The 24,630-nt window shown below is 53.5% G+C and carries 25 protein-coding genes, 1 tRNA gene, 1 pseudogene and 1 riboswitch; of the genes and pseudogenes, 14 read left to right on the top strand and 13 right to left on the bottom strand.

Annotated features, from left to right (window positions below):
- Positions 1–38 precede the first annotated feature (38 nt).
- Entirely contained in the window at positions 39–842 is an 804-nt protein-coding gene (locus RDY34_RS05805) for a LicD family protein (RefSeq protein ID WP_308074606.1), read from the top strand.
- Positions 843–927: 85 nt separating this feature from the next.
- Positions 928–1,926: a branched-chain-amino-acid transaminase gene (gene ilvE, locus RDY34_RS05800; RefSeq protein ID WP_308074614.1), complete on the top strand. Its 999-nt coding sequence runs from the start codon at positions 928–930 to the stop codon at positions 1,924–1,926.
- 243 nt (positions 1,927–2,169) lie between these two features.
- Here ilvE and fabI read toward each other — a convergent pair whose 3' ends face one another.
- The 4 genes from fabI to pgi form a co-directional block, all read right to left on the bottom strand.
- Positions 2,170–2,955: an enoyl-ACP reductase FabI gene (gene fabI / locus RDY34_RS05795; RefSeq protein WP_002223367.1), complete on the bottom strand. Its 786-nt coding sequence runs from the start codon at positions 2,953–2,955 to the stop codon at positions 2,170–2,172.
- Between the two features lie 154 nt (positions 2,956–3,109).
- The gene (dapD, locus tag RDY34_RS05790) at positions 3,110–3,931 is read right to left on the bottom strand and encodes a 2,3,4,5-tetrahydropyridine-2,6-dicarboxylate N-succinyltransferase (RefSeq protein WP_002224875.1); all 822 of its coding nucleotides are present in this window, start codon (positions 3,929–3,931) and stop codon (positions 3,110–3,112) included.
- A gap of 9 nt (positions 3,932–3,940) precedes the next feature.
- Positions 3,941–4,171, bottom strand: a complete 231-nt coding sequence (locus RDY34_RS05785) for a hypothetical protein (protein WP_025458514.1) — start codon at positions 4,169–4,171, stop codon at positions 3,941–3,943.
- Positions 4,141–5,784, bottom strand: coding sequence for a glucose-6-phosphate isomerase (pgi, locus tag RDY34_RS05780; RefSeq protein ID WP_308074607.1), 1,644 nt, complete (start codon positions 5,782–5,784; stop codon positions 4,141–4,143). The genes RDY34_RS05785 and pgi overlap by 31 nt, the downstream gene beginning before the upstream one ends.
- A gap of 317 nt (positions 5,785–6,101) precedes the next feature.
- On the opposite strand from pgi, the gene RDY34_RS05775 reads away from it, so the two are divergent.
- From RDY34_RS05775 to RDY34_RS05755, 5 genes are all read left to right on the top strand, one after another.
- Positions 6,102–7,421 (top strand): MFS transporter, encoded by a 1,320-nt coding sequence (locus RDY34_RS05775; protein WP_025456642.1) that lies wholly within the window; start codon positions 6,102–6,104, stop codon positions 7,419–7,421.
- Between the two features lie 242 nt (positions 7,422–7,663).
- Positions 7,664–8,896: a type 4 pilus assembly protein PilG gene (gene pilG / locus RDY34_RS05770; RefSeq protein WP_096109151.1), complete on the top strand. Its 1,233-nt coding sequence runs from the start codon at positions 7,664–7,666 to the stop codon at positions 8,894–8,896.
- Positions 8,897–8,969: 73 nt separating this feature from the next.
- Positions 8,970–9,830, top strand: a complete 861-nt coding sequence (locus RDY34_RS05765; protein WP_308073240.1) for a prepilin peptidase — start codon at positions 8,970–8,972, stop codon at positions 9,828–9,830.
- A gap of 1 nt (position 9,831) precedes the next feature.
- Positions 9,832–10,464, top strand: a complete 633-nt coding sequence (gene coaE / locus RDY34_RS05760; RefSeq protein ID WP_308073239.1) for a dephospho-CoA kinase — start codon at positions 9,832–9,834, stop codon at positions 10,462–10,464.
- The gene (locus RDY34_RS05755) at positions 10,457–10,666 is read left to right on the top strand and encodes a DNA gyrase inhibitor YacG (RefSeq protein ID WP_002247322.1); all 210 of its coding nucleotides are present in this window, start codon (positions 10,457–10,459) and stop codon (positions 10,664–10,666) included. The genes coaE and RDY34_RS05755 overlap by 8 nt, the downstream gene beginning before the upstream one ends.
- An 84-nt stretch (positions 10,667–10,750) precedes the next feature.
- Here the strand turns inward: RDY34_RS05755 and pilB are convergent, their stop codons facing one another.
- The 4 genes from pilB to ispB form a co-directional block, all read right to left on the bottom strand.
- A complete protein-coding gene (pilB, locus tag RDY34_RS05750) occupies positions 10,751–12,427 on the bottom strand; it encodes a type IV-A pilus assembly ATPase PilB (protein ID WP_308073238.1) in 1,677 nt (558 codons plus the stop codon).
- 246 nt (positions 12,428–12,673) lie between these two features.
- Positions 12,674–12,745 (bottom strand) — tRNA-Arg (locus tag RDY34_RS05745).
- Positions 12,746–12,765: 20 nt separating this feature from the next.
- On the bottom strand, positions 12,766–13,212 hold the full coding sequence (locus tag RDY34_RS05740) for a DUF441 domain-containing protein (protein ID WP_003750326.1): 447 nt from the start codon (positions 13,210–13,212) through the stop codon (positions 12,766–12,768).
- A gap of 3 nt (positions 13,213–13,215) precedes the next feature.
- Positions 13,216–14,190 (bottom strand): octaprenyl diphosphate synthase, encoded by a 975-nt coding sequence (ispB, locus tag RDY34_RS05735; protein ID WP_003750327.1) that lies wholly within the window; start codon positions 14,188–14,190, stop codon positions 13,216–13,218.
- A 223-nt stretch (positions 14,191–14,413) separates the two neighbouring features.
- Here ispB and rplU point away from each other — a divergent pair, with 223 nt between their 5' ends.
- From rplU to RDY34_RS10645, 4 genes and pseudogenes are all read left to right on the top strand, one after another.
- Positions 14,414–14,722, top strand: coding sequence for a 50S ribosomal protein L21 (rplU, locus tag RDY34_RS05730; RefSeq protein WP_002216394.1), 309 nt, complete (start codon positions 14,414–14,416; stop codon positions 14,720–14,722).
- A 24-nt stretch (positions 14,723–14,746) separates the two neighbouring features.
- Positions 14,747–15,019 carry a 50S ribosomal protein L27 gene (gene rpmA, locus RDY34_RS05725; RefSeq protein ID WP_003689821.1) on the top strand — a complete coding sequence of 91 codons (273 nt, stop codon included), beginning with the start codon at positions 14,747–14,749 and terminating at the stop codon, positions 15,017–15,019.
- A gap of 234 nt (positions 15,020–15,253) precedes the next feature.
- Entirely contained in the window at positions 15,254–16,438 is a 1,185-nt protein-coding gene (gene ubiM / locus RDY34_RS05720; RefSeq protein ID WP_025456643.1) for a 5-demethoxyubiquinol-8 5-hydroxylase UbiM, read from the top strand.
- A 54-nt stretch (positions 16,439–16,492) separates the two neighbouring features.
- A pseudogene (locus tag RDY34_RS10645) lies at positions 16,493–16,689 on the top strand (hypothetical protein); the annotation flags it as partial.
- A 99-nt stretch (positions 16,690–16,788) separates the two neighbouring features.
- On the opposite strand, the gene rpmG reads toward RDY34_RS10645, so the two are convergent.
- The 4 genes from rpmG to RDY34_RS05700 all read right to left on the bottom strand — a co-directional run bounded on the left by rpmG (position 16,789) and on the right by RDY34_RS05700 (position 20,181).
- On the bottom strand, positions 16,789–16,944 hold the full coding sequence (gene rpmG, locus RDY34_RS05715; RefSeq protein WP_002212306.1) for a 50S ribosomal protein L33: 156 nt from the start codon (positions 16,942–16,944) through the stop codon (positions 16,789–16,791).
- Between the two features lie 31 nt (positions 16,945–16,975).
- Positions 16,976–17,209, bottom strand: coding sequence for a 50S ribosomal protein L28 (gene rpmB, locus RDY34_RS05710; RefSeq protein WP_002216391.1), 234 nt, complete (start codon positions 17,207–17,209; stop codon positions 16,976–16,978).
- A gap of 249 nt (positions 17,210–17,458) precedes the next feature.
- Positions 17,459–18,985, bottom strand: coding sequence for a fatty acid resistance MFS efflux transporter permease subunit FarB (gene farB / locus RDY34_RS05705; RefSeq protein ID WP_025456603.1), 1,527 nt, complete (start codon positions 18,983–18,985; stop codon positions 17,459–17,461).
- A gap of 23 nt (positions 18,986–19,008) precedes the next feature.
- The gene (locus tag RDY34_RS05700) at positions 19,009–20,181 is read right to left on the bottom strand and encodes an HlyD family secretion protein (protein WP_003749982.1); all 1,173 of its coding nucleotides are present in this window, start codon (positions 20,179–20,181) and stop codon (positions 19,009–19,011) included.
- 231 nt (positions 20,182–20,412) lie between these two features.
- A riboswitch (PreQ1 riboswitch) is annotated at positions 20,413–20,457 on the top strand.
- Between the two features lie 3 nt (positions 20,458–20,460).
- On the opposite strand from RDY34_RS05700, the gene queF reads away from it, so the two are divergent.
- The gene (gene queF, locus RDY34_RS05695; protein WP_002224865.1) at positions 20,461–20,934 is read left to right on the top strand and encodes a preQ(1) synthase; all 474 of its coding nucleotides are present in this window, start codon (positions 20,461–20,463) and stop codon (positions 20,932–20,934) included.
- 74 nt (positions 20,935–21,008) lie between these two features.
- Positions 21,009–21,695, top strand: coding sequence for a 7-cyano-7-deazaguanine/7-aminomethyl-7-deazaguanine transporter (locus RDY34_RS05690; RefSeq protein WP_003749978.1), 687 nt, complete (start codon positions 21,009–21,011; stop codon positions 21,693–21,695).
- A gap of 541 nt (positions 21,696–22,236) precedes the next feature.
- Here RDY34_RS05690 and RDY34_RS05685 read toward each other — a convergent pair.
- Positions 22,237–23,529, bottom strand: a complete 1,293-nt coding sequence (locus RDY34_RS05685; protein WP_025456602.1) for a DD-carboxypeptidase/endopeptidase Mpg — start codon at positions 23,527–23,529, stop codon at positions 22,237–22,239.
- A 77-nt stretch (positions 23,530–23,606) separates the two neighbouring features.
- Between RDY34_RS05685 and RDY34_RS05680 the strand changes: the two genes are divergently transcribed.
- Positions 23,607–24,575 (top strand): hypothetical protein, encoded by a 969-nt coding sequence (locus tag RDY34_RS05680; RefSeq protein WP_308074514.1) that lies wholly within the window; start codon positions 23,607–23,609, stop codon positions 24,573–24,575.
- Positions 24,576–24,630 lie beyond the last annotated feature (55 nt).

Below are 24,630 nucleotides of genomic sequence, written 5' to 3'. Positions count from 1 at the left end.
GCTGAGGCCGGCGGCGTTTCAACCGGAAAGGAATTTAGATGAACAAACTGACACTCAGAGAACAACAGCTTGTCTGCCTCGACATTTTGGACGATTTCCACGCCCTGTGCGAACGGCACGGCATCCGCTATTCGCTCGGCGGCGGCACACTGATCGGCGCGATACGCCACCAAGGCTTCATCCCTTGGGACGACGACATCGACGTTTATATGCACTTCGACGAATACCAAAAATTTGTCGATGCTTGGCAAAAAACCGCGCACCCGCACTATTTTTTGGAAACCATCGAAGACATACGCGCCCGGCACAGCGGCGAAATGGCAAAAATCTTCGATCCCCGTGCGGAACTCATCGACGCATACGGCAAAAAAAGCCCTTTATTTATCGACATTTTCATTTATGACGGCGTACCTGACGAACCAAAAACCATTTTCCGTATGATGAAAAGACACCGCCGCATCAAGCTGCGTTTTTCTTCCTGCAAAAAAAGGTGGCTGAGGGCAAAAGAAGGCAGCCTGAAACACAAAATTTTTGCCGTTTTAAGTCGTTTCCTGTTTGACAAAATGACAAAAAACCTTCAGCAATTTCGAGCCGCCTATCCCATTCGGGAATGCGGTTTCATCGGCTTGGTTTTGTCCGATTACGGCGGCTGGCGGAAATCCTATATGCCCAAAAAATATTTCGACAACGTCGTCTATAAAACATTCGAGGGCAGGCAGTTTCAAGTGATGAACGGCTACCACGAACACCTGACGCAATATTACGGCGACTATATGCGGCTGCCGCCCGAAGAAGAACGGAAACCGCACCATACGTCCGAAGCATACCTGTTGTCCGAATGAGCGCGGGCGGCGGGCAGATTGTCATCCGTCCCCGATACGGATTAAAATGTCCGAGTACATATCCGAACAAGAAAGGCTTTACATCATGAGCAGACCCGTACCCGCCGTATTCGGCAGCGTTTTTCACAGTCAAATGCCCGTTCTCGCCTACCGCGAAGGCAAATGGCAGGCTGCCGAATGGCAATCCTCGCAAGACCTCACCCTCGCACCCGGCGCGCACGCCCTGCACTACGGCAGCGAATGCTTTGAAGGTTTGAAGGCCTTCCGTCAGGCAGACGACAAAATCGTGCTGTTCCGTCCGACTGCCAATATCGCGCGCATGCAGCAAAGTGCGGACATTTTGCACCTGCCGCGCCCCGAAACCCAAGCTTATCTCGACGCACTAATCGAATTAGTCAAACGTGCGGCAGACGAGATTCCCGATGCGCCTGCCGCCCTGTACCTGCGTCCGACCTTAATCGGTATCGATCCCATTATCGGCAAGGCCGGTTCTCCTTCCGAAACCGCCCTGCTGTATATTTTGGCTTCCCCCGTCGGCGACTATTTCAAAGTCGGCTCGCCCGTTAAAATCTTGGTGGAAACCGAACACATCCGCTGCGCCCCGCATATGGGCCGCGTCAAATGCGGCGGTAACTACGCTTCCGCCATGCACTGGGTGCTGAAGGCGAAAGCCGAATACGGCGCAAATCAGGTTCTGTTCTGCCCGAACGGCGACGTACAAGAAACCGGCGCGTCCAACTTTATCTTGATTAACGGCGATGAAATCATTACCAAACCGCTGACTGACGAGTTTTTGCACGGCGTTACCCGCGATTCCGTACTGACGGTCGCCAAAGATTTGGGCTATACCGTCAGCGAACGCAATTTCACGGTTGATGAACTGAAAGCTGCGGTGGAAAACGGTGCGGAAGCCATTTTGACCGGTACGGCCGCGGTCATTTCCCCGGTAACTTCTTTCGTGATTGATGGCAAAGAAATCGAAGTGAAAAGCCAAGAACGCGGCTATGCCATCCGTAAGGCGATTACCGACATCCAGTATGGTTTGGCGGAAGACAAATACGGCTGGCTGGTCGAAGTGTGCTGATGCTTTAAATAAAAAATGCCGTCTGAAACCCGTTTGGCGTTTCAGACGGCATTTTCGCGTTCGGACCATTTCCGCCGCACCTGCAGCAAGTCGGCACAAAGGCAATCGGTTAAAACAAGCGTCCGCATTTCCCATCCCGCCTGCCGCAAGTCGGGCATTTCCCTGGAAATACGCTTCAGACGGCAAAACGCCGCCCGAAACCGATACGCGGTACGGACGGCGCACGAATTTGAAAACGGCGGATTATCCCTCGGTGCTCAAGGCATTGATGCTGTAACCGCCGTCAACGTAAGTGATTTCGCCGGTAATGCCGGACGACAGGTCGGACAGCAGGAAGGCGGCGGTATTGCCGACTTCTTCGATGGTAACGTTGCGGCGGAGCGGGTTGTGGGCGGCGACGTGTCCCAAGAGTTTGCCGAAATCGGCGATGCCGGAGGCGGCGAGTGTTTTGATCGGACCGGCGGAAATGCCGTTGCAGCGGATGCCTTCTTTGCCCAAACAGGCGGCGGTAAAACGGATGCCCGCCTCAAGGCTGGCTTTTGCCATACCCATCACGTTGTAATTCGGAATCGCGCGTACCGCGCCCAAGTAGCTCAGGGCGACGATGGCGGAATTTCTGCCGCGCATCATCGGACGGGCGGCTTTTGCCAATGCGGGCAGGCTGTATGCGGAAATTTCGTGTGCGGTGTTGAACGCTTCGCGGCTGATGCTGTCGAGGAAGTCGCCGCTCAAGGCTTCTTTCGGTGCGAAGCCGATGGAATGCACCAAACCGTCCAAGCCGTCCCAATGCTTGCCCAAGTCGGCGAACACTTGGTTGATTTCGTCATCGCTGGCGACATCGCAGCGGAATACGAGTTCGGAATCCAATTCCGCCGCCATTTTGCGGACGCGCTCTTCCAGTTTGTCCACAACGTAGGTAAACGCCAGTTCCGCACCTTGTTCGCGGCAGGCTTTGGCGATGCCGTAAGCGATGGAACGCTCGGAAATCATGCCGGTAATCAGAATTTTTTTGCCTTGCAGAAAACCCATTTTGTATCCTTCAAATAGTGTTCGGTTCGTTCTAAACCGTTGATTATAGCAAATTGTCCCTGTTTCTGTGTTTTCACATTGCAGCGTGCAAACGGCAATGCCGTCTGAAGCGGATTTCAGACGGCATTGGACGTTTCAAATACGGTTTAAGGCATCAGATGCCGCGCAACAATTCGTTCACGCTGGTTTTGGCGCGTGTTTGCGCGTCCACGCGTTTGACGATGACGGCGCAGTAAAGGCTGTGGCTGCCGTCTTTGGAAGGCATACTGCCGGACACGACGACCGAACCTGCAGGTACGCGTCCTTGATAAATTTCGCCGGTAGTGCGGTCGAAGATTTTGGTGGATTGACCGATGAACACGCCCATCGAAATCACGCTGCCTTCTTCGACAATCACGCCCTCAACGATTTCAGAACGCGCACCGATGAAGCAGTTGTCTTCAATGATGGTGGGGGCGGCTTGCAGGGGTTCGAGTACGCCGCCGATGCCGACGCCGCCGCTCAAGTGGACGTTTTTACCGATTTGCGCGCAAGAGCCGACGGTCGCCCAAGTATCGACCATCGCACCTTCGTCAACGTATGCGCCGATGTTGACGTAAGACGGCATCAGCACGACATTTTTCGCCACAAAGCTGCCGCGTCGGGCAACCGCACCCGGAACTGCGCGGAAGCCTGCGTTTTTGAACTCGTCTTCAGACCAATCGGCAAACTTGGTCGGCACTTTGTCGAAGTATTTATTCACGCCGTCGTTGAGGACTTCGTTGTCTTGGATGCGGAAGGACAGCAACACGGCTTTTTTCGCCCATTCGTTGACTTTCCACTCGCCCACGCCCAAACGCTCGGCAACGCGCAGTTTGCCGGAATCGAGTTGGCGGATGGTTTCCAACACGGCTTCTTTAACTTCGGGAGTAACGGTGGTCGGGGTGATGTCCGCGCGGTTTTCAAAGGCGGTTTCGATGATGTTTTGCAAAGACATAAAGTTTCCTTATGTGAGATGTTTCGTGGGACGTTTGCCGGTATTTTCGGGCAGTATGTTCATTTGAAATGAATGCGCTATTGTGCCACGCAAACGCATATTCGTCAGCAATACGCGGGCGGTTGCCGAACATTGGCGTTTCGGAATCGGGCGGGCGGCAGGTATTGCCTTTTCCGCACCCGAATCAATACAGAACGGCGGCGGCACTTTTATGCCGCGCCGCCGCCTTTCAGACGGCATTCGCGGTAAAACGCCATCAGCCCTTCGGTCGAGGCATCGTGTACGGACGTGCCGCCTTCCAGTTCGCCGATGATGGTTTTCGCCAACTGTTTACCGTATTCCACACCCCACTGATCGAAGGGGTTGATGTCCCAAATTACACCCTGCACAAAGGTTTTGTGTTCGTAAGCCGCCATCAGCATACCCAGATTGTAGGGCGTGAGGCGGTCGAGCAGGATGCTGTTGCTGGGGCGGTTGCCGGGGAACTCTTTGTGCGGCGCGAGGCGTTCACGTTCCGTTTCAGGCAAATCTGCCAGTTCGGCGCGTGCTTCGTCCAAGGTTTTGCCCTTCATCAGAGCTTCCGCTTGGGCAAAGGCGTTGGCAACGGTAAAACGGCTGCGTCCGTCCTCCACACCCTGCGCCGTCATCGGGACGATAAAGTCGCAGGGAATCAGGCGTGTGCCTTGGTGGAGCAGTTGGAAATAGGCGTGCTGGCAGTTGACCCCTTCCCCGCCGAACACGATGCCGCCCGTTTTGCACGCGGCGGGGCTGCCGTCTGAAGCGTGGCTCTTGCCCAAACTCTCCATATCGAGCTGGTTCAGCCACGCCGGCAGCAGGCGCAGGTTGTGGCTGTACGGAACGGCGGTCTGCCCGTCCGCGTGTTGGAAATTGTTGTACCACACGGCAATCAGCGCCATCAGAACGGGAATGTTGCGGCGCAGCGGCGTGTGGAAAAAATGCCTGTCCATCGCGTGCGCCCCCGCCAACAACTCGCGGAAACGCGCCCCGCCGACCGCAACCATCACGGGCAGACCGACGGGCGACCAGACGGAATAGCGTCCGCCCACCCAGTCGTACATCGCAAACACACGTTCCGCCGCAATGCCGAAACTTTGCGCCGCTTCCGTATCGGCAGACACCGCGCAAAAATGGCGCGCCGTTTCGGATTCCGAAAACCCCGCACCGCGATACCACGCCTTGACCGCCTGTGCATTGAGCAGGGTTTCCGGTGTTTTAAAGGACTTGCTGGCAACGCAAAACACCGTCGTTTCGGGGTTCAGACGGCATAAAACCGCATCCAGGCAGGCAGGGTCGGCGTTGGCGGCAAAATGGACGGCGATATGCCGTCTGAACGGCTCAAGTGCCTGCACGCACATTGCCGGCCCGAGGTCGGATCCGCCTATGCCGATGTGGACAAAATCCGTAATCCGTTTTCCGGTTATCCCCTGATACGAACCGTCGTCCAAACTGTGTGCAAACTTCAACGCACGATTTAACTCGCGGCGGATTTCGGGCAACACGTCCCTGCCGTCCGCATAAACGGCATCCGCACCGTCGGGCAGGCGCAAAGCCGTATGCAGCGCGGCACGCCCCTCGCTGCCGTTGACTTTCGCACCCGTCCGCAAATCATGCATTTTCCGTCCGAGCCCTGCCGCATCTGCAAGGTTACAGAGCAGTTGCAGCGTATCTTCCCCAAGCCGGTTCTTGCTGTAATCGAACAACATGCCGCCCAGCCGTTCGTGCATACGGTCAAAGCGGTCCGGTTCGCAGGCAAAGCGGTCGCGCAAAAGGACATAACGCGTATCCTGATTGTGGCGTTCAAGAGCATGCCATGCACGGGTAAAAGCATCCATCTGTTTTCCTTGATTTTTCAGAACCGGATTAAAATGTAGCAGAATGTAGTTTAACAAACGGCAGCGGCTTTGGCGAATTACGGAAACACTACTCCCCGCTTTCAGACGGCAGCAGAATTGATTTTTATCAAGCAGGATACCGATGAAGGTGCAGGATGCAAAAGACTTGTGCTATTCTTTGTAATCGAATGAAAGACGGGGGTTATCGTCTGTAAGATACCTACAAGATGCCGCACGACGGCACGGTTGGCAAAAGAAAGCGGCACACCGCTTCGCAAATTGTTGTTTCTTCCCATTTTCCTCAGGAGCAGGTCGATATGAAGGTTTCCCCACAAACGGCAATGACGCTTCGCCAAATCATGCTGATGAACTTCGGATTCTTCGGCATCCAATACAGCTTCGGTTTGCAGCAGACCGCCATCAACCCCATCTTCAGCTTTCTTCAGGCCGACCCCGCACAACTGCCCGTCCTCAATATGGCCGGCCCGATTACCGGACTGCTCGTGCAGCCCATCATCGGCGCAATGTCCGACCGCACTTGGATACCCGGCCTGGGTCGCCGCCGTCCGTATTTCCTCATCGGCGCAATCGGGTGCAGCCTCTGCCTCTTCATCTATCCGCACGTTACCGCCCTGTGGGTCGCCGTCATGCTGCTCTGGCTGCTCGACATCAGCAACAACACCGCCATGGAACCCTTCCGCGCCTTCGTTGCCGACACCGTTCCCGAGAAACAGCAGCCTACCGGCTTTCTGATGCAGTCCGTGTTTACCGGATTGGGCATCACGCTGGCAAACGTCTCCCTCTACATCTTCCAACAAATCGGCTGGCTCAAACAAACCTCCGAAGCAGGCATCCCCTACTGGGTATTCGGTTCCTTCTACATCGGCGCGGCCTGTTCCATCGGCTCGGTGCTCATTACCATCCTCTCCACGCAGGAAAAAATGCCTACAGGCAAAGAAGCCGCCGAGTTGAAAGCCAAAACGGGCAATCCCTTGGGGGCAGTCAAAGACATCTTCGCCGCCATCAAAGAAATGCCCAAAACCCTGTGGCAGCTCGCCCTTGTGTACCTCTTCCAGTGGTACGCCCTCTTCATCTACTGGCAATACATCTCCCACAGCATCGTCCAATCCGTCTGGCACTCGACCGCCGCCAACAAAGCCGCCTACGAACAGGCAGTCGCCTGGACGGGTCTGGTCAACGGTTTCTACAACATCGTAACCTTCGTTTCCGCGTTTGGACTGATGTGGCTCGCACGCAAATACGCCGCCAAATACGTCCACGCCTTCGCCGTTTCCCTTGCTGCCGCCGCACTATTGGCAATTCCCCATATTTCCGACAAATACCTCATGTTCGCACCCATGATCGGTTTCGGTGTAGGTTGGGCAAGCATGATGGGCGTGCCGTTCATGATTGTCGTCAACTCCATCCCCAAAGCGCGTTACGGCGTGTACATGGGCATCGTCAACATGATGATCGTCATCCCCATGCTGATCGAAACCGTAACCTTCGGTTGGGTTTACAACACCTTTCTCGGCGCGGATCCCGCCAACGCCATGACCTTTGCCGGCATTTTCCTCGCCGTCGCCGCCGTCCTGACGCTGGGCATCAAAATCAAAGGCAAACTGTCCGAATCCTGACGAATCCCGCCCCTGCCGTGCCGTCTGAAGGCAGCCGCCCTGCAAACGGCAGCCGGCCGGATTAATTACAGGCGAATAAATGCCGGACAGCCGCCTAATAAGGTATAATCGCACCCGATTCCGTCCCGTTTGCCGCCCGCAGGCGGGATGTCGGCGGCCTCCGCCTTGCCGGGAACACGCCGATACTGTTTTTTAACGATATTTCTTACATCTTAATTCCAATTACTTTACGGGGCTAGAATATGGCTAAAAATGGGGGATTTTCTTTGTTCGCAAAGAAAGAAAAACGCTTTATCTTTGAAGGCAGGCATTCCGCCTCCGACAAACTGGTCAACGGCGAAGTATCCGCGTTTACCGAAGAAGAGGCGCGCAAAAAACTGGCAAAACGCGGCATCCGCCCGCTGCAGGTTACCCGTGTGAAAACAAGCTCCAAGCGCAAAATCACACAAGAAGACATCACCGTCTTCACCCGCCAGCTGTCCACTATGATCAAGGCGGGCCTGCCGCTGATGCAGGCATTTGAAATCGTGGCGCGCGGACACGGCAACCCGTCTATGACGGAAATGCTGATGGAAATCCGCAGCAATGTGGAACAGGGCAGCACGTTGAGCCGCGCATTCTCGAACCACCCTAAATATTTCGACCGCTTCTACTGCAACCTGGTTGCGGCGGGCGAAACGGGCGGCGTGTTGGAAAGCCTGTTGGACAAATTGGCGGTTTACAAGGAAAAAACCCAGGCCATCCGCAAAAAGGTAAAAACCGCGCTGACCTATCCGGTATCCGTCATCGCCGTCGCCATCGGTTTGGTATTCGTGATGATGATTTTCGTGCTGCCCGCCTTTAAAGAGGTTTACGCCAATATGGGCGCGGAGCTTCCCGCACTGACCCAAACAGTGATGGATATGTCCGACTTTTTCGTCTCATACGGCTGGATGGTGCTGATCGCACTGGGCTTTGCCATATACGGCTTCCTCAAATTGAAGGCGCGTTCGATTAAAATCCAACGGCGTATGGATGCCATACTGCTGCGTATGCCGATTTTCGGAGACATTGTCCGCAAAGGGACGATTGCCCGCTGGGGCAGGACGACGGCGACACTGATTGCGGCAGGCGTGCCTTTGGTCGATGTATTGGACTCCACCGCAGGCGCGGCGGGCAATTTAATCTATGAAGAAGCCACCCGGGAAATCCGTACGCGCGTCATCCAAGGCCTGTCTATGACTTCGGGGATGCGTGCGACGGAACTGTTCCCCAATATGATGGTGCAAATGTCCTCCATCGGCGAGGAATCGGGTTCTTTGGACGATATGCTCAACAAAGCCGCCGAATTTTACGAAGACGAGGTGGATAATGCGGTCGGCCGACTGTCCGCTATGATGGAGCCGATTATTATTGTGATTTTGGGCTTGGTCATCGGTACGCTTCTGGTCGCTATGTATCTGCCGCTGTTTAATTTGGGCAACGTGGTCGGCTGACCCGTCATACGGATCCGGCGCGGATTGGTTCTGCGCCGGTTTGTTTTTGCTTTGAATATATCGAGGGCAAAATATGTTTGCTTTGTCTATACTGCCTCCGTTTGCCGTACCTTTGGCAGCGGTGTTGGGACTGCTGGTCGGCAGTTTCCTGAATGTCGTCATTTACCGCGTACCCGTGATGATGGAGCGCGGTTGGACGGTATTTGCCAAAGAACATTTAAACCTGCCGCTGACCGAAGAGGAAAGCCGTACCTTCAACCTGATGAAGCCGGATTCCTGCTGTCCGAAATGCCGTGTGCCGATACGCGCGTGGCAGAACATCCCGATTGTCAGCTACCTGCTCCTGCGCGGCAAATGCGCCTCCTGCCAAACCAAAATCAGCATACGCTACCCCTCTATCGAGCTGCTGACCGGCGTATTGTTCGGGCTGGTCGCCTGGCAATACGGCTGGTCTTGGATTACGCTGGGCGGATTGGTACTGACCGCGTTTCTGATTTCCCTGACCTTTATCGATGCGGACACCCAATACCTGCCCGACTCGATGACACTGCCCTTGATTTGGCTGGGGCTGATATTTAATTTGGACGGCGGCTTCGTGCCTTTGCAGTCTGCCGTTTTAGGTGCGGTTGCCGGCTATGGTTCGATATGGCTTTTATGCGCGGCATATAAACTGATTAAAGGCGAAATCGGTATGGGCAACGGAGATTTCAAACTGATTGCCGCATTGGGCGCGTGGCTCGGCATATCCGCATTGCCCGTGCTGATTTTTGTTTCCTCGCTGATCGGTTTGGTCGCGGCAATCGTTATGCGCGTCGCCAAGGGGCAGCATTTTGCCTTCGGCCCCGCACTGACAGTTTCAGGCTGGATAATTTTTACGGCAAACGATTCCGTATGGCGGGCGGTCAACTGGTGGCTGACCCATCCGGTGCTGTAAGATGACGGTATGGGTCGGACTGACCGGCGGAATCGGCAGCGGCAAATCGGCAGCCGCGCAATGTTTTGCCGATTTGGGCGTGCCGCGCATCGATGCGGACGCGGCGGCGCACTCGCTGACGGCTTCAGACGGCATCGCCCTGCCGGAAATCAGGCGGCTGTTCGGCGATACCGTTTTCGACACACAGGGTTTGTTGCGGCGCGACATATTGCGTAAAGAAGTCTTTGCCTCCCCATCGCGAAAAGCCTTGCTCGAATCCGTGATGTTGCCGCTGATTTTCTTAGAAATCAAAAAGCAGCAAGAAACCTTTACCGATGCGGCCTACGGCATTGTCGAAATTCCGCTGCTGACGGAAAAGCGTCAATTTATCAGCCTGATACGGCGTGTCCTGACCATAAGCGCACCTTTGGAAAAACGTATCCGCAGGGTGATGGCCCGCAGCGGGCTGACGCGCGGCGAGGTGGAAACCATCATCAGCCATCAGGCATCCGAATCCGAACGCCTGCTGCTTGCAGACGATGTGCTGCTCAATGACGGCAGCCTCAAAAGCCTGCGTGAGAAAACAATGCGCCTGCACGCGTTTTATTCAGGGATTTTCGCCTCAAAACCAACACAAGGAAAACACAATGACTGAATCGCGGCAAACACGCCTTCAAGTCAAATGTCCGACCTGTCAAACAGCAGTAGTATGGGAACCCGAAAACGCATTCCGCCCCTTCTGTTCGCAACGCTGCAAACTGATCGACTTGGGCGGATGGGCAGACGGGAAATATACGGTTTCCGACCAAACGGAAAGTTTGCCGGAAATATCCGAACCCGACGGAGCATACCGCTGACCGCCCCGCCTTCCCGGCAAACACCCTGAAAGTCAAATGCCGTCTGAAACAAATACGCTTCAGACGGCATTTTCATTCTCAAACCTAATCGTTGGTATTTGCCGTTACCTCTTCCAATGAAGTAATGCCCTGCATAACTTTCAAAATACCGGCCCGGCGCAAATCCACCATACCCTCCTTATAGGCAACGTCCAAAATATCCACTTCCGTACCGTTGTTCATAATCACACGCTGCATTTCTTCGCTGATGGGCATAACCTCATACACGCCCGCACGCCCCTTGTAACCCTGACCCCGGCAACGGTCGCAACCGACGGCATGGTAAAGTTTCCAATCTTTTGCAAGATCCTCATCGGTGAAGCCGATTTCCTTCAGAGCAGAAGCAGACGGGCGTTCCACTTCCTGTTTGCAGCTCGAACACAACCTGCGTAAAAGACGCTGCGCCATAATCAGGCTGACCGAACTGGCAATATTAAACGGCGCGACACCCATATTCAGCATACGCGACAACGTCGCCGGCGCATTATTGGTGTGCAGGGTGGAAAACACCATATGCCCTGTTTGTGCCGCCTTAATCGCAATATCGGCAGTTTCCAAATCACGAATCTCACCGACCATAATGATGTCCGGATCCTGACGCAGGAAAGACTTTAAAGCAGCGGCAAAAGTCAGACCCTGCTTCTCATTGACGTTGACCTGATTGATGCCTGGCAGGTTAATCTCGGCAGGGTCTTCCGCCGTTGCAATATTTACCGACTCCGTATTCAAAATATTCAAACAGGTATAGAGCGACACCGTCTTACCCGAACCCGTCGGACCGGTTACCAGCACCATCCCGTAAGGACGGTGAATCGCCTCCAACAACAATTTTTTCTGAAACGGCTCAAAACCGAGCTGGTCGATGTTCAAAGACGCGGCATCGGAATTCAAAATCCGCATCACAACCTTTTCGCCAAACAGCGTTGGCAATGTGCTGACACGGAAATCGACAGGCTTGCCGCCCTTTTGAAAGGTCAGCTGCATCCTGCCGTCCTGCGGTATCCGTTTTTCGGAAATGTCCAAACGCGACATTACCTTAATCCGGGAAGCAAGCTGCCCCCTTACCGCAATGGGCGGCTGAACCACCTCGCGGAGCTGCCCGTCCACACGGAAACGGATACGGGCATTGTGTTCGTAAAACTCAAAATGGATGTCTGATGCCCCGCTGCGCAAGGCATCAGACAAAGTTTTATGTATAAACCTCGGAACAGGGCCGTCCTCAGCCTCCTCATTGTCGATATACAGGGTGTGGCTTTCCTCTTCCTCCTGCTCCTCCCCAAGCTCCTGAAGCAGCGATGTCGAACGCGAACCCACCCAATCGAGCAAACCCGCCAACTGGTCATCCTCGACAATGACCAACTCAACCTCAATCCCTGCGGCAGAAACGGTTTTCTGAATTTGCGGCATCTGTGTCGGGTCGGAAACCGCAAAAAATACTTTGTTGCCCCGACGGAAAACCGGCACACAGTGGAACTCCACCATCTGCTCCTCCGTCAACACCCCCATCAGCACCCTGTGGCGCGGATAGTAGCGCAAATCGAAAACCGAATAACTGAACACCCTTGCAATCAATGCCGCAAGCGACTTGGGCGAAATGACGCCGTCTGAAAACAGTATCGGCAACACTTCCTTACCCGCCTGCGACTCCTTGTAGTAATGCTCGGCCTGCTCAACAGTAACCACCTGGTTTTGAACCAGAATCCTCAGCAAACCTACGCTCATACGACCTTATCCCCAAATTTATTCATTGTTATACCTGTACAGCTTTTATCATAAAACAACAGATTTCCAAACCGGAACATCTTTATACGGAACCTGAAAATCATTTCATGATTCTACCGTCCTAAAGGTCGGTTTTTCAAGCAGGAAGAAAAAGTTTTCAGATGGCAAAAAAGCCTTCCAACACTGAAAGGCCTTATATCGGAAACTTCCCGCAACACGAGAAACAGACAAATGCAAATCGTCAAACCTCGCCAACAGGAATCGAACCTGTATTTTACGCTTAGGAGGCATACGTTCTATCCGTTGAACTATGGCGAGCCGAAATGAAAGTGGGGATTTTAACCCTTTCCGACGACAAAAGACAAGATGCCGGCCGCAATCAGCGGACCGACAGGGATACCGCCCATAAATGCCACCCCGATGACCGTACCGATCAGCAAGCCCGTTACCAATACCGGCTGCTGTCCCATCAAAGGCACGCCGCGTCCCGCCAGCCAAGCCACGAAAATACCGATAAAAACGGCGGATATCATTTTAAAATTCAAAAATTCGGCAACAGAAGGCACCTGCGCCTTTCCTGAAACCAACGGACTCAAAACCCCTATGGTCAAAAGAATGATACCGAGATTCAACCCATGCTTCTCGACCAACGGGACAAACTGTACCAATGCCGTCTGCTGCATCAGCAGCAATATGGTTGCCGAGACGGTAATCGAATTGTTGTTGCTGACCACCCCCAACAGAATCAGCGTAACCAAAAACAGGGGAACAAAACTGAAATTCATCGGTTACGACACCCTGACCAAAGATTCCTTCGCCAGCTGAATCATGGCATCCTTCACTTCGCTGTCGGGCAGGGCATCCAACGCGGCAACGGCACAATCGACTGCTTTGCGCGCCTCACCTATCGAATATGCCAAAGCATCCGAACGGACGACATAATTGTGGATTTTCTCAAAATAGCTGCGATCTGCATTCTCCAAAGCAGTACGCACATCGTTCGCAACCTGTTCGGAACCCTGACGCATCAGATAAATCAAAGGCAAAGTCGGTTTTCCTTCCGCCAAATCGTCGCCGACGTTTTTGCCGGTTTCTTCGGTTTCGCCAGAATAGTCCAGCACATCGTCAATAATTTGGAATGCCGTGCCGACGTACATACCGTAGTCTTTCAACGCCTGTTCGTGTTCGGGGGAAGCCTTGCCCAAAATTGCGCCGACTTGAGCGGCAGCTTCAAACAATTTTGCCGTTTTATATTGGATGACTTGGATATATTGTTCTTCGGTAATGTCCGTATTGCCGATGTTCATCAGCTGCATGACTTCGCCCTCGGCAATAATGTTGGTTGCATCCGCCATCACTTCCAAAACGCGCATACTGTCCGAGTCAACCATCAGTTGAAAGGCGCGCGTGTATAAAAAGTCGCCAACCAACACTGCCGCCGCATTGCCGAACAGATTGTTTGCCGTTGCCCGTCCACGGCGCAAATCGCTTTCATCGACCACATCATCATGCAGCAGCGTCGAAGTGTGGATAAATTCGACCATCGCCGCCAGCGAATACAGTTTCCCGTCATCATAACCGACCGCCTTACCCGCCAAAATCGTCATAATCGGACGCAGGCGTTTGCCGCCCGCGCTGATGATATATGTACCGATTTGCGAAATCAGTGCGACATCGGATTGCACCGCACGGTTGATGACTTCATTGACTTTGGCAAGGTCTTCAGGCAGATGTCGCTGGAAATAGGGCAGATTCTCGAGCATGGCAGACTCTCAGGTTTACGTTTCCGTCAAACGGCAGATACCGCTTGAAAGCTGATTCAAATAGCGGGCAATTATATCAGCAAAGCCATCAGGGTACATCTTTTCAGACGGCATATGGTTATCCGAACCGCGCAAACTTTGACAAAACAGGCAAATAACAATACAATGCCAAATTTCGCACAATGGTGTGCGGATATTAACCATAACCCTTATGGAGTTGAGTATGTACGCGGTCGTAAAAACCGGCGGCAAACAGTATAAAGTTTCCGTCGGCGAAAAATTGAAAGTAGAACAGATACCAGCCGAACTCGACAGCCAAATCGAACTGACCGAAGTTTTGATGATTGCTGACGGCGAATCTGTAAAAGTTGGCGCACCTTTTATCGAAGGTGCGAAAGTAACGGCTAAAGTAGTGGCACACGGTCGTGGCGAGAAAGTCCGCATCTTCAAAATGCGCCGCCGCAAACACTACCAAAAACGCCAAGGCCACCGCCAAAATTTCACCCAAATCGAAATCGTGGCAATCGCCTAACCTTAAAACTTAGGAGCATTACAAATGGCAAGTAAAAAAGCAGGCGGCAGCACCCGCAACGGTCGCGATTCAGAAGCCAAACGCTTGGGCGTTAAAGCCTACGGCAACGAGCTGATTCCCGCAGGTTCCATCATCGTACGCCAACGCGGTACCAAATTCCACGCAGGCGACAACGTAGGCATGGGCAAAGATCACACTTTGTTCGCCAAAATTGACGGTTATGTCGAATTCAAAACCAAAGGCGCGCTGAACCGTAAAACTGTCAGCATCCGTCCTTACACCGGTTCTGAAGAATAATCCAACCGATACCTGAAGCCGCATCTTTTCACGATGCGGCTTTTTACATACCCCACACCCGATTTGATACACATTAAGCTGAAAGTAAAAATCCGCATACACCCTCCCCTGCATATTTCTTCAACAGCGGGTTTTGATATAATCGCCTATCTATTACAGATAGTTCAAACGGCATTCAACCCCTTACAAATGCCGTCTGAAATCATCGGCATCCGCCTATGCAAAGGATATTTTATGAGTTTACACAGCGACATCCTCGTCGTCGGCGCAGGCCCGGCGGGTTTAAGTTTTGCAGCCGAACTTGCCGGCAGCGGTTTGAAAGTTACCCTGATCGAACGCAGCCCACTGACTGTTCTGCAAAATCCTCCATATGACGGACGCGAAATCGCCCTGACCCATTTTTCCCGCGAAATCATGCAGCGTTTGGGTATGTGGGACAAAATTCCCGAAAACGAAATCTACCCTTTGCGCGATGCCAAAGTGCTGAACGGACGTTCCGACTACCAGCTCCACTTTCCCCAACCGACTGAAGCGCGCGGCGAACCTGCCGACTGTTTGGGCTATCTGATTTCCAACCACAATATCCGCCGCGCCGCCTATGAAGTCGTATCACAACTCGACAATGTCAGCATTCTGACCGATACGGTTGTCAAAGAAGTCAAAACATCTGACAACGAAGCACAAGTCATTTTGGAAAACGGCAAAATCCTGACTGCACGCCTGCTTTTGGCGGCAGACAGCCGCTTCTCGCAAACCCGTCGACAACTCGGTATCTCCTCCGATATGCACGATTACAGCCGAACCATGTTCGTCTGCCGTATGAAACATACCCTTTCCAACCAACATACCGCTTACGAATGCTTCCATTACGGACGCACCATCGCACTGCTGCCGCTGGAAGAGCACCTGACCAATACCGTCATTACCGTCGATACCGATAAAATCAACAGCGTTCAAAACCTTTCGCCCGAAGAATTGGCTGCAAGCGTAAAAGAACAGCTCAAGGGCAGGCTCGGCGATATGGAACTGGTCAGCAGCATCCACCATTACCCCCTTGTCGGTATGATTGCCAAACGTTTCTACGGCAAACGCAGCGCGCTGATCGGCGATGCCGCCGTCGGTATGCACCCCGTAACGGCACACGGCTTCAACCTCGGGCTTTCCAGCGCGGATATTCTGGCAAAACTGATACTCGAAGCCGAACAGCGCGGTCAGGACATCGGCGCGGCTTCCTTGTTGAAAAAATACAGCAGCAAACATATGTTGCACGCCCATCCGCTTTATCACGGCACCAACATGATGCTGAAGCTGTTTACCAACGAAACCGCACCTGCAAAACTGCTGCGCGGTTTGGTATTGCGAGCCGGCAACAACTTCCCGCCGCTGAAAAAGCTGATTACCAAACAACTGACCGGTTAAAATCATATATATAAAAAATGCCGTCTGAAACATGTTCAGACGGCATTTTTGTATTATAGTGGATTAAATTTAAATCAGGACAAGGCAACGAAGCCGCAGACAGTACAAATAGTACGGAACCGATTCACTTGGTGCTTCAGCACCTTAGAGAATCGTTCTCTTTGAACTAAGGCGAGGCAACGCCGTACTGGTTTAAAGTTAATCCACTATATGAACCGTTTTGCGGTTTCCATATCCCTGGCAGACGGTTTGCAGCAGATTCGCATACGGCAGATGTTTCAAGCAGAAAGGAAACACGATAAAAATAAAAAAGCCTCCGAACAATCGGAGGCTTTGCTTTCAAACTGAAATTATTTCAGTTTGGTTTCTTTGTACACTACGTGTTTGCGGGCAACTGGGTCAAATTTTTTAATTTCCAGTTTGCCGGGCATAGTGCGTTTGTTTTTGGTAGTGGTGTAGAAGTGACCAGTACCTGCACTGGATTCCAGTTTGATTTTATCGCGCATTGCAGTAATCCTTAATTAAATAGTGTTTAAATTAAGCTTCGCCGCGAGCACGCAAATCAGCCAATACGACATCAATGCCTACTTTGTCGATGGTACGCAATGCAGCGTTGGAAACGCGCAGGCGGACCCAGCGGTTTTCACTTTCTACCCAAAAACGACGTGATTGCAAGTTGGGCAAAAAACGGCGTTTGGTTTTGTTGTTGGCGTGCGATACGTTGTTGCCGGACATCGGGCGTTTGCCGGTCACTTTGCAAACTCGTGCCATAATCAGTCTCCAAACTTCTAAAATAGTAAAACGCGATTTATACCACGAAAAACAATACCGTTTCAAGTGTTTTAAAGAAAAACAGATGTTTTGCGCGGGTAAGCCGCCCGAGTGTCGCATCTGCGGAACGTTTGCAGGTGCGAAACAGATGGGGCGCGATTATAGCGGATTTCGGGAACTGCTGCATTCAAAATGCCGTCCGAACATATTTCCAGTATTTTCATACGGTATTTCAAGTTTTCAAATCTCTCAATGTCCACCACCGCCACTGCTGTGGAACGGCGGTTTTGCCAGCCATATGACAGGAATCATGATGATGAACAGCAGGCTGCCTGCCATAAAGATTTCATTCGATCCGATGATGAAGCCCTGTTGCGTGATGGTGTTGTTGATGATGCCTAGGGTTTGACTGTCGGAAATGCCTTGTTGAGACAAATGCGCCGCCGTTTCGTGCAATGTTGTGGAATAGGGCGTGATGTGTTCGGCAAAACGCGTGTGGTGCAACGCTTCGCGCCGTTCCCACAGGGTGCTGACGACGGATACGCCGACACCGCCCATCAGCACGCGCAGGAAATTCGACAGGCTGCCGGCGGCGGCAATCTGCCCGCCCTTCATGTGCGACAGTGTGATGGTGGTCAGCGGCAGGAAGAACATGGCAACGCCTACCCCCTGCCAAAACTGAGGCCAGATGACGTTGCCGATATCCATGTCGGCATAAAAATCGGTGCGCCAATAAAAAGTGAAGGCAAAGGTCAGGAAGCTGGCGGTTACGAGCAGGCGCATATCGATTTTATTGCCGAACCTGCCGATTAACGGAGACAGGAAAACTGGGAGGATGCCGACGGGCGCGGCGGCAAGCCCCGCCCACGTGGAGGTATAGCCCAGGTTGGTCTGCAACACTAACGGCAGCAGGGTCAGCGTCCCCATATACACCATAAAACCCAACGAGGTGGCAATTACGCCGACGGTAAAATTCCGATCTTTAAACAGCGACAAATCGACAATCGGATATTTTTCTCCCAATTCCCAAACAATAAAATACGACAAACACACCAGTGCGGTTACGCCCAAGGTAATGATTTCTCCAGAGGCGAACCAGTCGAGTTCCTTACCCCTGTCCAGCATCATCTGTAACGCGCCGATACCGACTACCATCAATGTAAGCCCGACATAGTCGGTCGGCATTTTAACGGTTTCCGTTTCCCGACATTTCAAATGTTTCCATGTAATCCATGCCGATATGATACCGATAGGGATATTAATGAAGAAAATCCAACCCCAATGCCAGTTTCCGGAAATCCAGCCGCCGAGTATCGGCCCGAGAACAGGGGCGACAACGACGGTCATTGCCCACAATGCCAGTGCCAGCGTCCGTTTTGCGGGCGGATAGGATGCCATTAACAAACTTTGCGACAGGGGAATCAGCGGCCCGGCGATAAAGCCCTGCAAAATGCGGAAAACAACCAGCGACTGAAGGTTGGGCGCAATGCCGCACAGCCACGATGTGACGACGAAACCGACGGCGGCGGCGGTAAACAATTTGACCTCGCCGATACGTTTTGCCAAAAATCCCGTTAACGGCACGGAAACGGCGTTTGCCACAGCAAAAGAAGTAATGACCCACGTCCCCTGAGTGGTTGCCGCACCGAGGTTGCCGGCGATAACGGGAACGGCGACATTGGCGATAGTCGTATCTAAAACTTCCATAAATACGGCAAGCCCCAAAGACAGCGTAATCCATACCAATGCCGCACCTTTAAGCGGTGGATAATCCATTGTGTTCTCCGTTTCAGACGGCATCAATGCGCGTATTGCTCAAGAATTTCGTCCACCAGTCTGTCGGCTTCCGACCAATCCGTGCCTTCGGTTTCCGGTAACACGGCATCCGGCGTTTTTGAAACAGGCGCGCCTGCGGCGGAAATATCCACTTTTACCGTCATCGACAAACCAATACGCAACGGATGCCTGTCTACATCTTCACGGTTCAATTCGATACGGACAGGGACACGCTGCACCACTTTAATCCAGTTACCCGTGGCATTTTGCGCCGGAATCAGCGAAAACGCGCTGCCCGTACCTGCCGAAAACCCTGCCACCCTGCCGCGATAAACAATTTGTTTACCGTATAAATCGGACACCAGCTCGGCAGGCTGTCCGATTTTCATATGCCGCAACTGCGTCTCTTTAAAATTGGCATCAACCCACACATCCGACAACGGCACCACCGCCATCAGCGGCGCACCGGCCGCCACCTGCTGTCCAACCTGTACCGAACGCTTTGCCACCTGACCGTCCACCGGCGCGCGGATTTGCGTCCGCTGAAGGTTCAACCACGCATCTTTCAACCTGCTGACTGCCGTCTGAACCGCCGGCTGTTCGCGCAAAGCGACCTGACCACCCAAAGCCGCACGCGCCGAAGATTCTTCCGCCAAAGCCGCCTTAACTGCCGCCTGAGCCTGAGACACTGCCGCACGGGCATGTGCCAGCTCTTCGGCGGACACGGCTCCCGATTCCGCCAAAGCAGACCGGCGGCGTAAATCATCCTGCGCACGTGCCAAATCCGCTCGGTGCAAAGCAACCTGCGCCCCCGCCTGAGAAGTGGCGGCATTTTGCTGGCGGTTTTGCCGCACCGCCTGAATCAGCTCGTTTTTTGCCCGTTCATACGCCAACACATAATTGCCGTCGTCCAATACGGCCAACACATCGCCTTTCTTCACAACATCCGTATCATCATGCAACACCTTCCGCACCATACCGCCCGTTTGCGGCGTAATCTGAACCACGCGTCCGACAACATAAGCGTCTTCCGTTTCCTCTTCGTGCTGCCACCATAAAAAAAACGCCGACCCGGCGGCTACGGCGGCAAGCGCGAACAGCAGCGTCAATGCCGTCAGGCGGCGTTTGCGTTTGGTTTTTGCGCTATCGGCTTCTTGTCTGTTTTGAATTTTCACTTCGTCTCCGTGTGTTGCCATTATTCAAATTCCGAATATTTTTAATACGATATAAATAAAGCCGATTAAAGGCAGCTCGGATTCTATACCCTGGCAATAACCCAATCAAGTTAATGATTTAGAATGAATATTCAAATAAACCGCCGCATCCGTGTTCCGCAAAATTAATTTATGTTCAAAAATAATCGGATAAGCGCGCCACCCCTGCCGGACAGGGAAGCTACACAGATACCGCCGCTTATATTACAATCGCCGCCCGTGGTTCGAAAACCTCCCACACTAAAAAACTAAGGAAACCCTATGTCCCGCAACAACGAAGAACTGCAAGGCATCTCGCTTTTGGGCAATCAAAAAACCCAATATCCGACTGGCTACGCGCCTGAAATTCTCGAAGCATTCGACAACAAACATCCCGACAACGACTATTTCGTCAAATTCGTCTGCCCCGAGTTCACCAGCCTCTGCCCCATGACCGGGCAGCCCGACTTCGCCACTATCTACATCCGCTACATTCCGCACATCAAAATGGTGGAAAGCAAATCCCTGAAACTCTACCTCTTCAGCTTCCGCAACCACGGCGATTTTCATGAAGACTGCGTCAACATCATCATGAAAGACCTCATTGCCCTGATGGATCCGAAATACATCGAAGTATTCGGCGAGTTCACACCGCGCGGCGGCATCGCCATTCATCCTTTCGCCAATTACGGCAAAGCAGGCACCGAGTTCGAAACATTGGCGCGTAAACGCCTGTTTGAGCACGACGCACAATAAACCATCCTTCCCATATTTCAGACGGCATTCCTTCGATACGATATGCCGTCTGAACGCCTTTCCGAAAGATTTTTATGTACGCATTTACTGCCGCACAGCAACAGAAGGCACTCTTCTGGCTGGTGCTTTTCCATATCCTCATCATCGCCGCCAGCAACTATCTGGTGCAGTTCCCCTTCCAAATTTTCGGCATCCACACCACTTGGGGTGCGTTTTCCTTCCCCTTCATCTTCCTCGCCACCGACCTGACCGTCCGCATTTTCGGTTCGCACTTGGCACGGCGGATTATCTTTTGGGTGATGTTCCCCGCCCTTTTGCTTTCCTACGTCTTTTCCGTTTTGTTCCACAACGGCAGTTGGACAGGCTTGGGCACACTGTCCGAATTCAACACCTTTGTCGGACGCATCGCCTTGGCCAGCTTTGCCGCCTACGCGCTCGGACAAATCCTTGATATTTTTGTGTTCAACAAATTACGTCGTCTGAAAGCGTGGTGGATTGCACCGACCGCATCAACCGTCATCGGCAACGCCTTGGATACGCTGGTATTTTTCGCCGTTGCCTTCTACGCAAGCAGCGATGGATTTATGGCGGCAAACTGGCAGGGCATCGCTTTTGTCGATTACCTGTTCAAACTTACCGTCTGCACCCTCTTCTTCCTGCCCGCCTACGGCGTGATTCTGAATCTGCTGACGAAAAAACTGACAACCCTGCAAACCAAACAGGCGCAAGACCGCCCCGCGCCCTCGCTGCAAAATCCGTAAACAGCCCTGCCGGGAATCGGGACGGTTGGGTTTTCTTTTATAGTGGATTAAATTTAAATCAGGACAAGGCGACGAAGCCGCAGACAGTACAAATAGTACGGAACCGATTCACTTGGTGCTTCAGCACCTTAGAGAGTCGTTCTCTTTGAGCTAAGGCGAGGCAACGCCGTACTGGTTTAAATTTAATCCACTATATTTGCAAACACTGCCGGAACGGATAAATCCGGATTCCCACCCACTTCGTCATTCCCGACGCGCACGCCGCTTTCCTGCCCACTTCGTCATTCCCGCGAAAGTGGGAATCCGGTGCGTTGGGTTTCCGTCATTCCCGATAAACTCCTGCCGTGTTGTATTTCCAGATTCCCGCTTTCGCGGGAATGACGGCGGATGGGTTTCCGTGCCGTGGTGTCCGGATTCCCGCCGGTACGGGAATGACGGCAGCGCTTCCTTGGCTTAGTTTTATTTTAAGCCACTATAAATGCCGTCTGAAAACCTGTTTGCAGATTTTCAGACGGCATTGTTTTCGTCGCCGGTTCAAACTTCAATCCGATTGCGACACGGTAACCGGTATGCCGCGCAAGCGCGCAAGCAGCGCGTCCGCCTTCTGTTTCTGCGCGGCAAACGCCGCCTTGTCCGCCTGCGTCAATTCCGGTGTCGGCAATGCGACCGAAACAGGATTGACGGGCTGCCCGTTGATGCGCGCCTCGTAATGCAGGTGCGGCCCGGTCGAACGCCCGGTCGAACCGACAAAACCAATGACCTCGCCGCCGCGCACATTGCCTTCTGCCTGAGAAAACGCGCTCAAGTGCGCATACAGCGTTTCCACACCGTTGGCGTGGCGTATCATCACCGCGTTGCCGTATCCGCCCTTCCGGCCTTTAAAGGTAATCACGCCGTCGGCGGAAGCCCTGACCGGCGTTCCCTGCGGTGCGGCATAATCGATGCCCGTGTGCAGCCGCCAAGTGTGCAGGATGGGGTGCATACGGTAGCCGAACGGCGAAGAAATGCGCGTATAGACCAGCGGCTCGATGTTGAAGCCGCCTTTTTCCTGCAACACCCTGCCGTCTTCATCATAATAATTGCCGCCCCCTCCGCCTTCCTTGTCCGAACGGTAATAGAACGCCCGATAGCTTGTGCCGCCCTTGACGACTTCCGCCGCCAGAATATCGCCCGCCGCCACCTGCTGCCCGTGGAAATACAGGCTGTCGTAAAGCAGGCGCACGGCATCGCCTTCCTTCAAACCGTCAAGGCTGAAGCGGCCGGCGAAAATCCCACTTAAGGATTCGCGGATTTCGACGGGCACTTCCGCCCGCGCCAGCGAACCGCGCGCCGACGTCTTAACCACGACCGAACGCAGCGTCGGCAAAACCTTCATATCCGCCTCAGAAGCCGACCGCCGCCATATGCCGCCTTTCTTTTCCAAAGCGACCAAATTGCGCTCGCCGTCTTCGTCGGTAAAAAACTGCACTTCGCGCGCGCCGCCGTCGCCGCCGACCAAAACATGAACCGACTGGTCGGCACGCAAATGCCGCAAATCGGCTTCGCCGCCATATTTTTCCGTGATTCGGGCAATCTCGTCCCGCGCCATACCCGAACGCGCCAGCACGTCCGCCAGCGAGTCGCCCGGCTGCACCGCCTCCTGCACCCAATATGCCGTCTGAACACCGCTGCCGCCCCAAGACAGCGGCGGCAGATTTTGTTCCACGCGCTGCGGTCTGACGCGCTCCGTCCTCTCTGTCGAAGCAATGTATGCCGCCGACACCAAAATAATCGAAACGGCAAGCGCACGCAGCGCGTATTTCCGATGTTTTGCCGAAAGTGGGAAGACAGCCATATTGTTCCTTTTTGACGGCGTTTGCGCCGAATCCTCTATAATGTTGCGCCTGACCTGCATTTCTGAAACGCCAAACGATGAAACTCACCCTCGCCATTCCCTCGCTCAATTTGGATGAAGACGAAATCCGAATACCTCTATGCCTGCACGCTTTCAACAAAATCCTGCAATACGGCTCGCTGCACCGCCAAAGCTGCACGGCTTCGGCATTTTACGCGCGTTATTTGTGGTGCGGCAGACTGGCGGAACGCGCGGCACAAAGCCTGAATATGCCGTCTGAAGCCGTCGCGCTCGCCACGCCCGTCTGGCAAAAGATGGGGATGCATCAGGCAAATGTGCTAACGGCGGAATATCTGAACGTCGGTACGGATGAAGCGGAACGGCTCTGCCGCGATCTGTCGGCGTTTTACGGCGATATTCCGTGGCGTTTCGTTCCCGTCCTGCCCGAATTATGGCTGGTTTCCCTTCCCCGCGCGTACCGCTGGGGCGCGAAGCCCGTTTTGGACTTGGGCGGACTGTTGGGTGCGGACGATCAACCGGACGGGGAAGACGCGTTGGAATGGCTGCGCGTCCAAACCGAAATCCAAATGTGGCTGGCGGCGCACCCCGTCAACCATAACCGCAAGAAACGCGGGCTGCCCGAGTTGAACGGCTTATGGCTTTGGGACAGTCTGCACGGAAGCAGTCAAGGCGGCACGCTTTTCGCCGATACGGTTTGGAGCCGTTTCCACCCCGACCGCCGCGCATTGCCCGACAACTTCCGCGCCTATGAAGAAACGGCGGCACACCTGCCCGACACGCACCATATCCTGTTTATGGACGATTTGCGCCTGACCGCCCTGACGGGAGACAGGGAGCGGTATGCATCGGTTTTACAGCAGTGGGAAGAACACTGGTTCGCACCGATCTACGAAGCCGTCCGTACCGGCAAAATCAAACGGCTGGACATCACCACGGACGGACAACACGGCGGTACGCTGACCTTCAAACCCGCCGACAGGTGGAAATTTTGGCGCGGCGCGAAAACCTTTGACGGAATCTGGTGAACCCGCCTGCCGCAACCGCGACAATGCCGTCTGAAGCCCGAATCGGGTTTCAGAC

Source organism: Neisseria polysaccharea (assembly GCF_963392925.1).
Lineage (GTDB): Bacteria > Pseudomonadota > Gammaproteobacteria > Burkholderiales > Neisseriaceae > Neisseria > Neisseria polysaccharea.
Note: the sequence above shows the minus strand (reverse complement) of the source record. Positions and strands in the feature narration are given on the sequence as shown.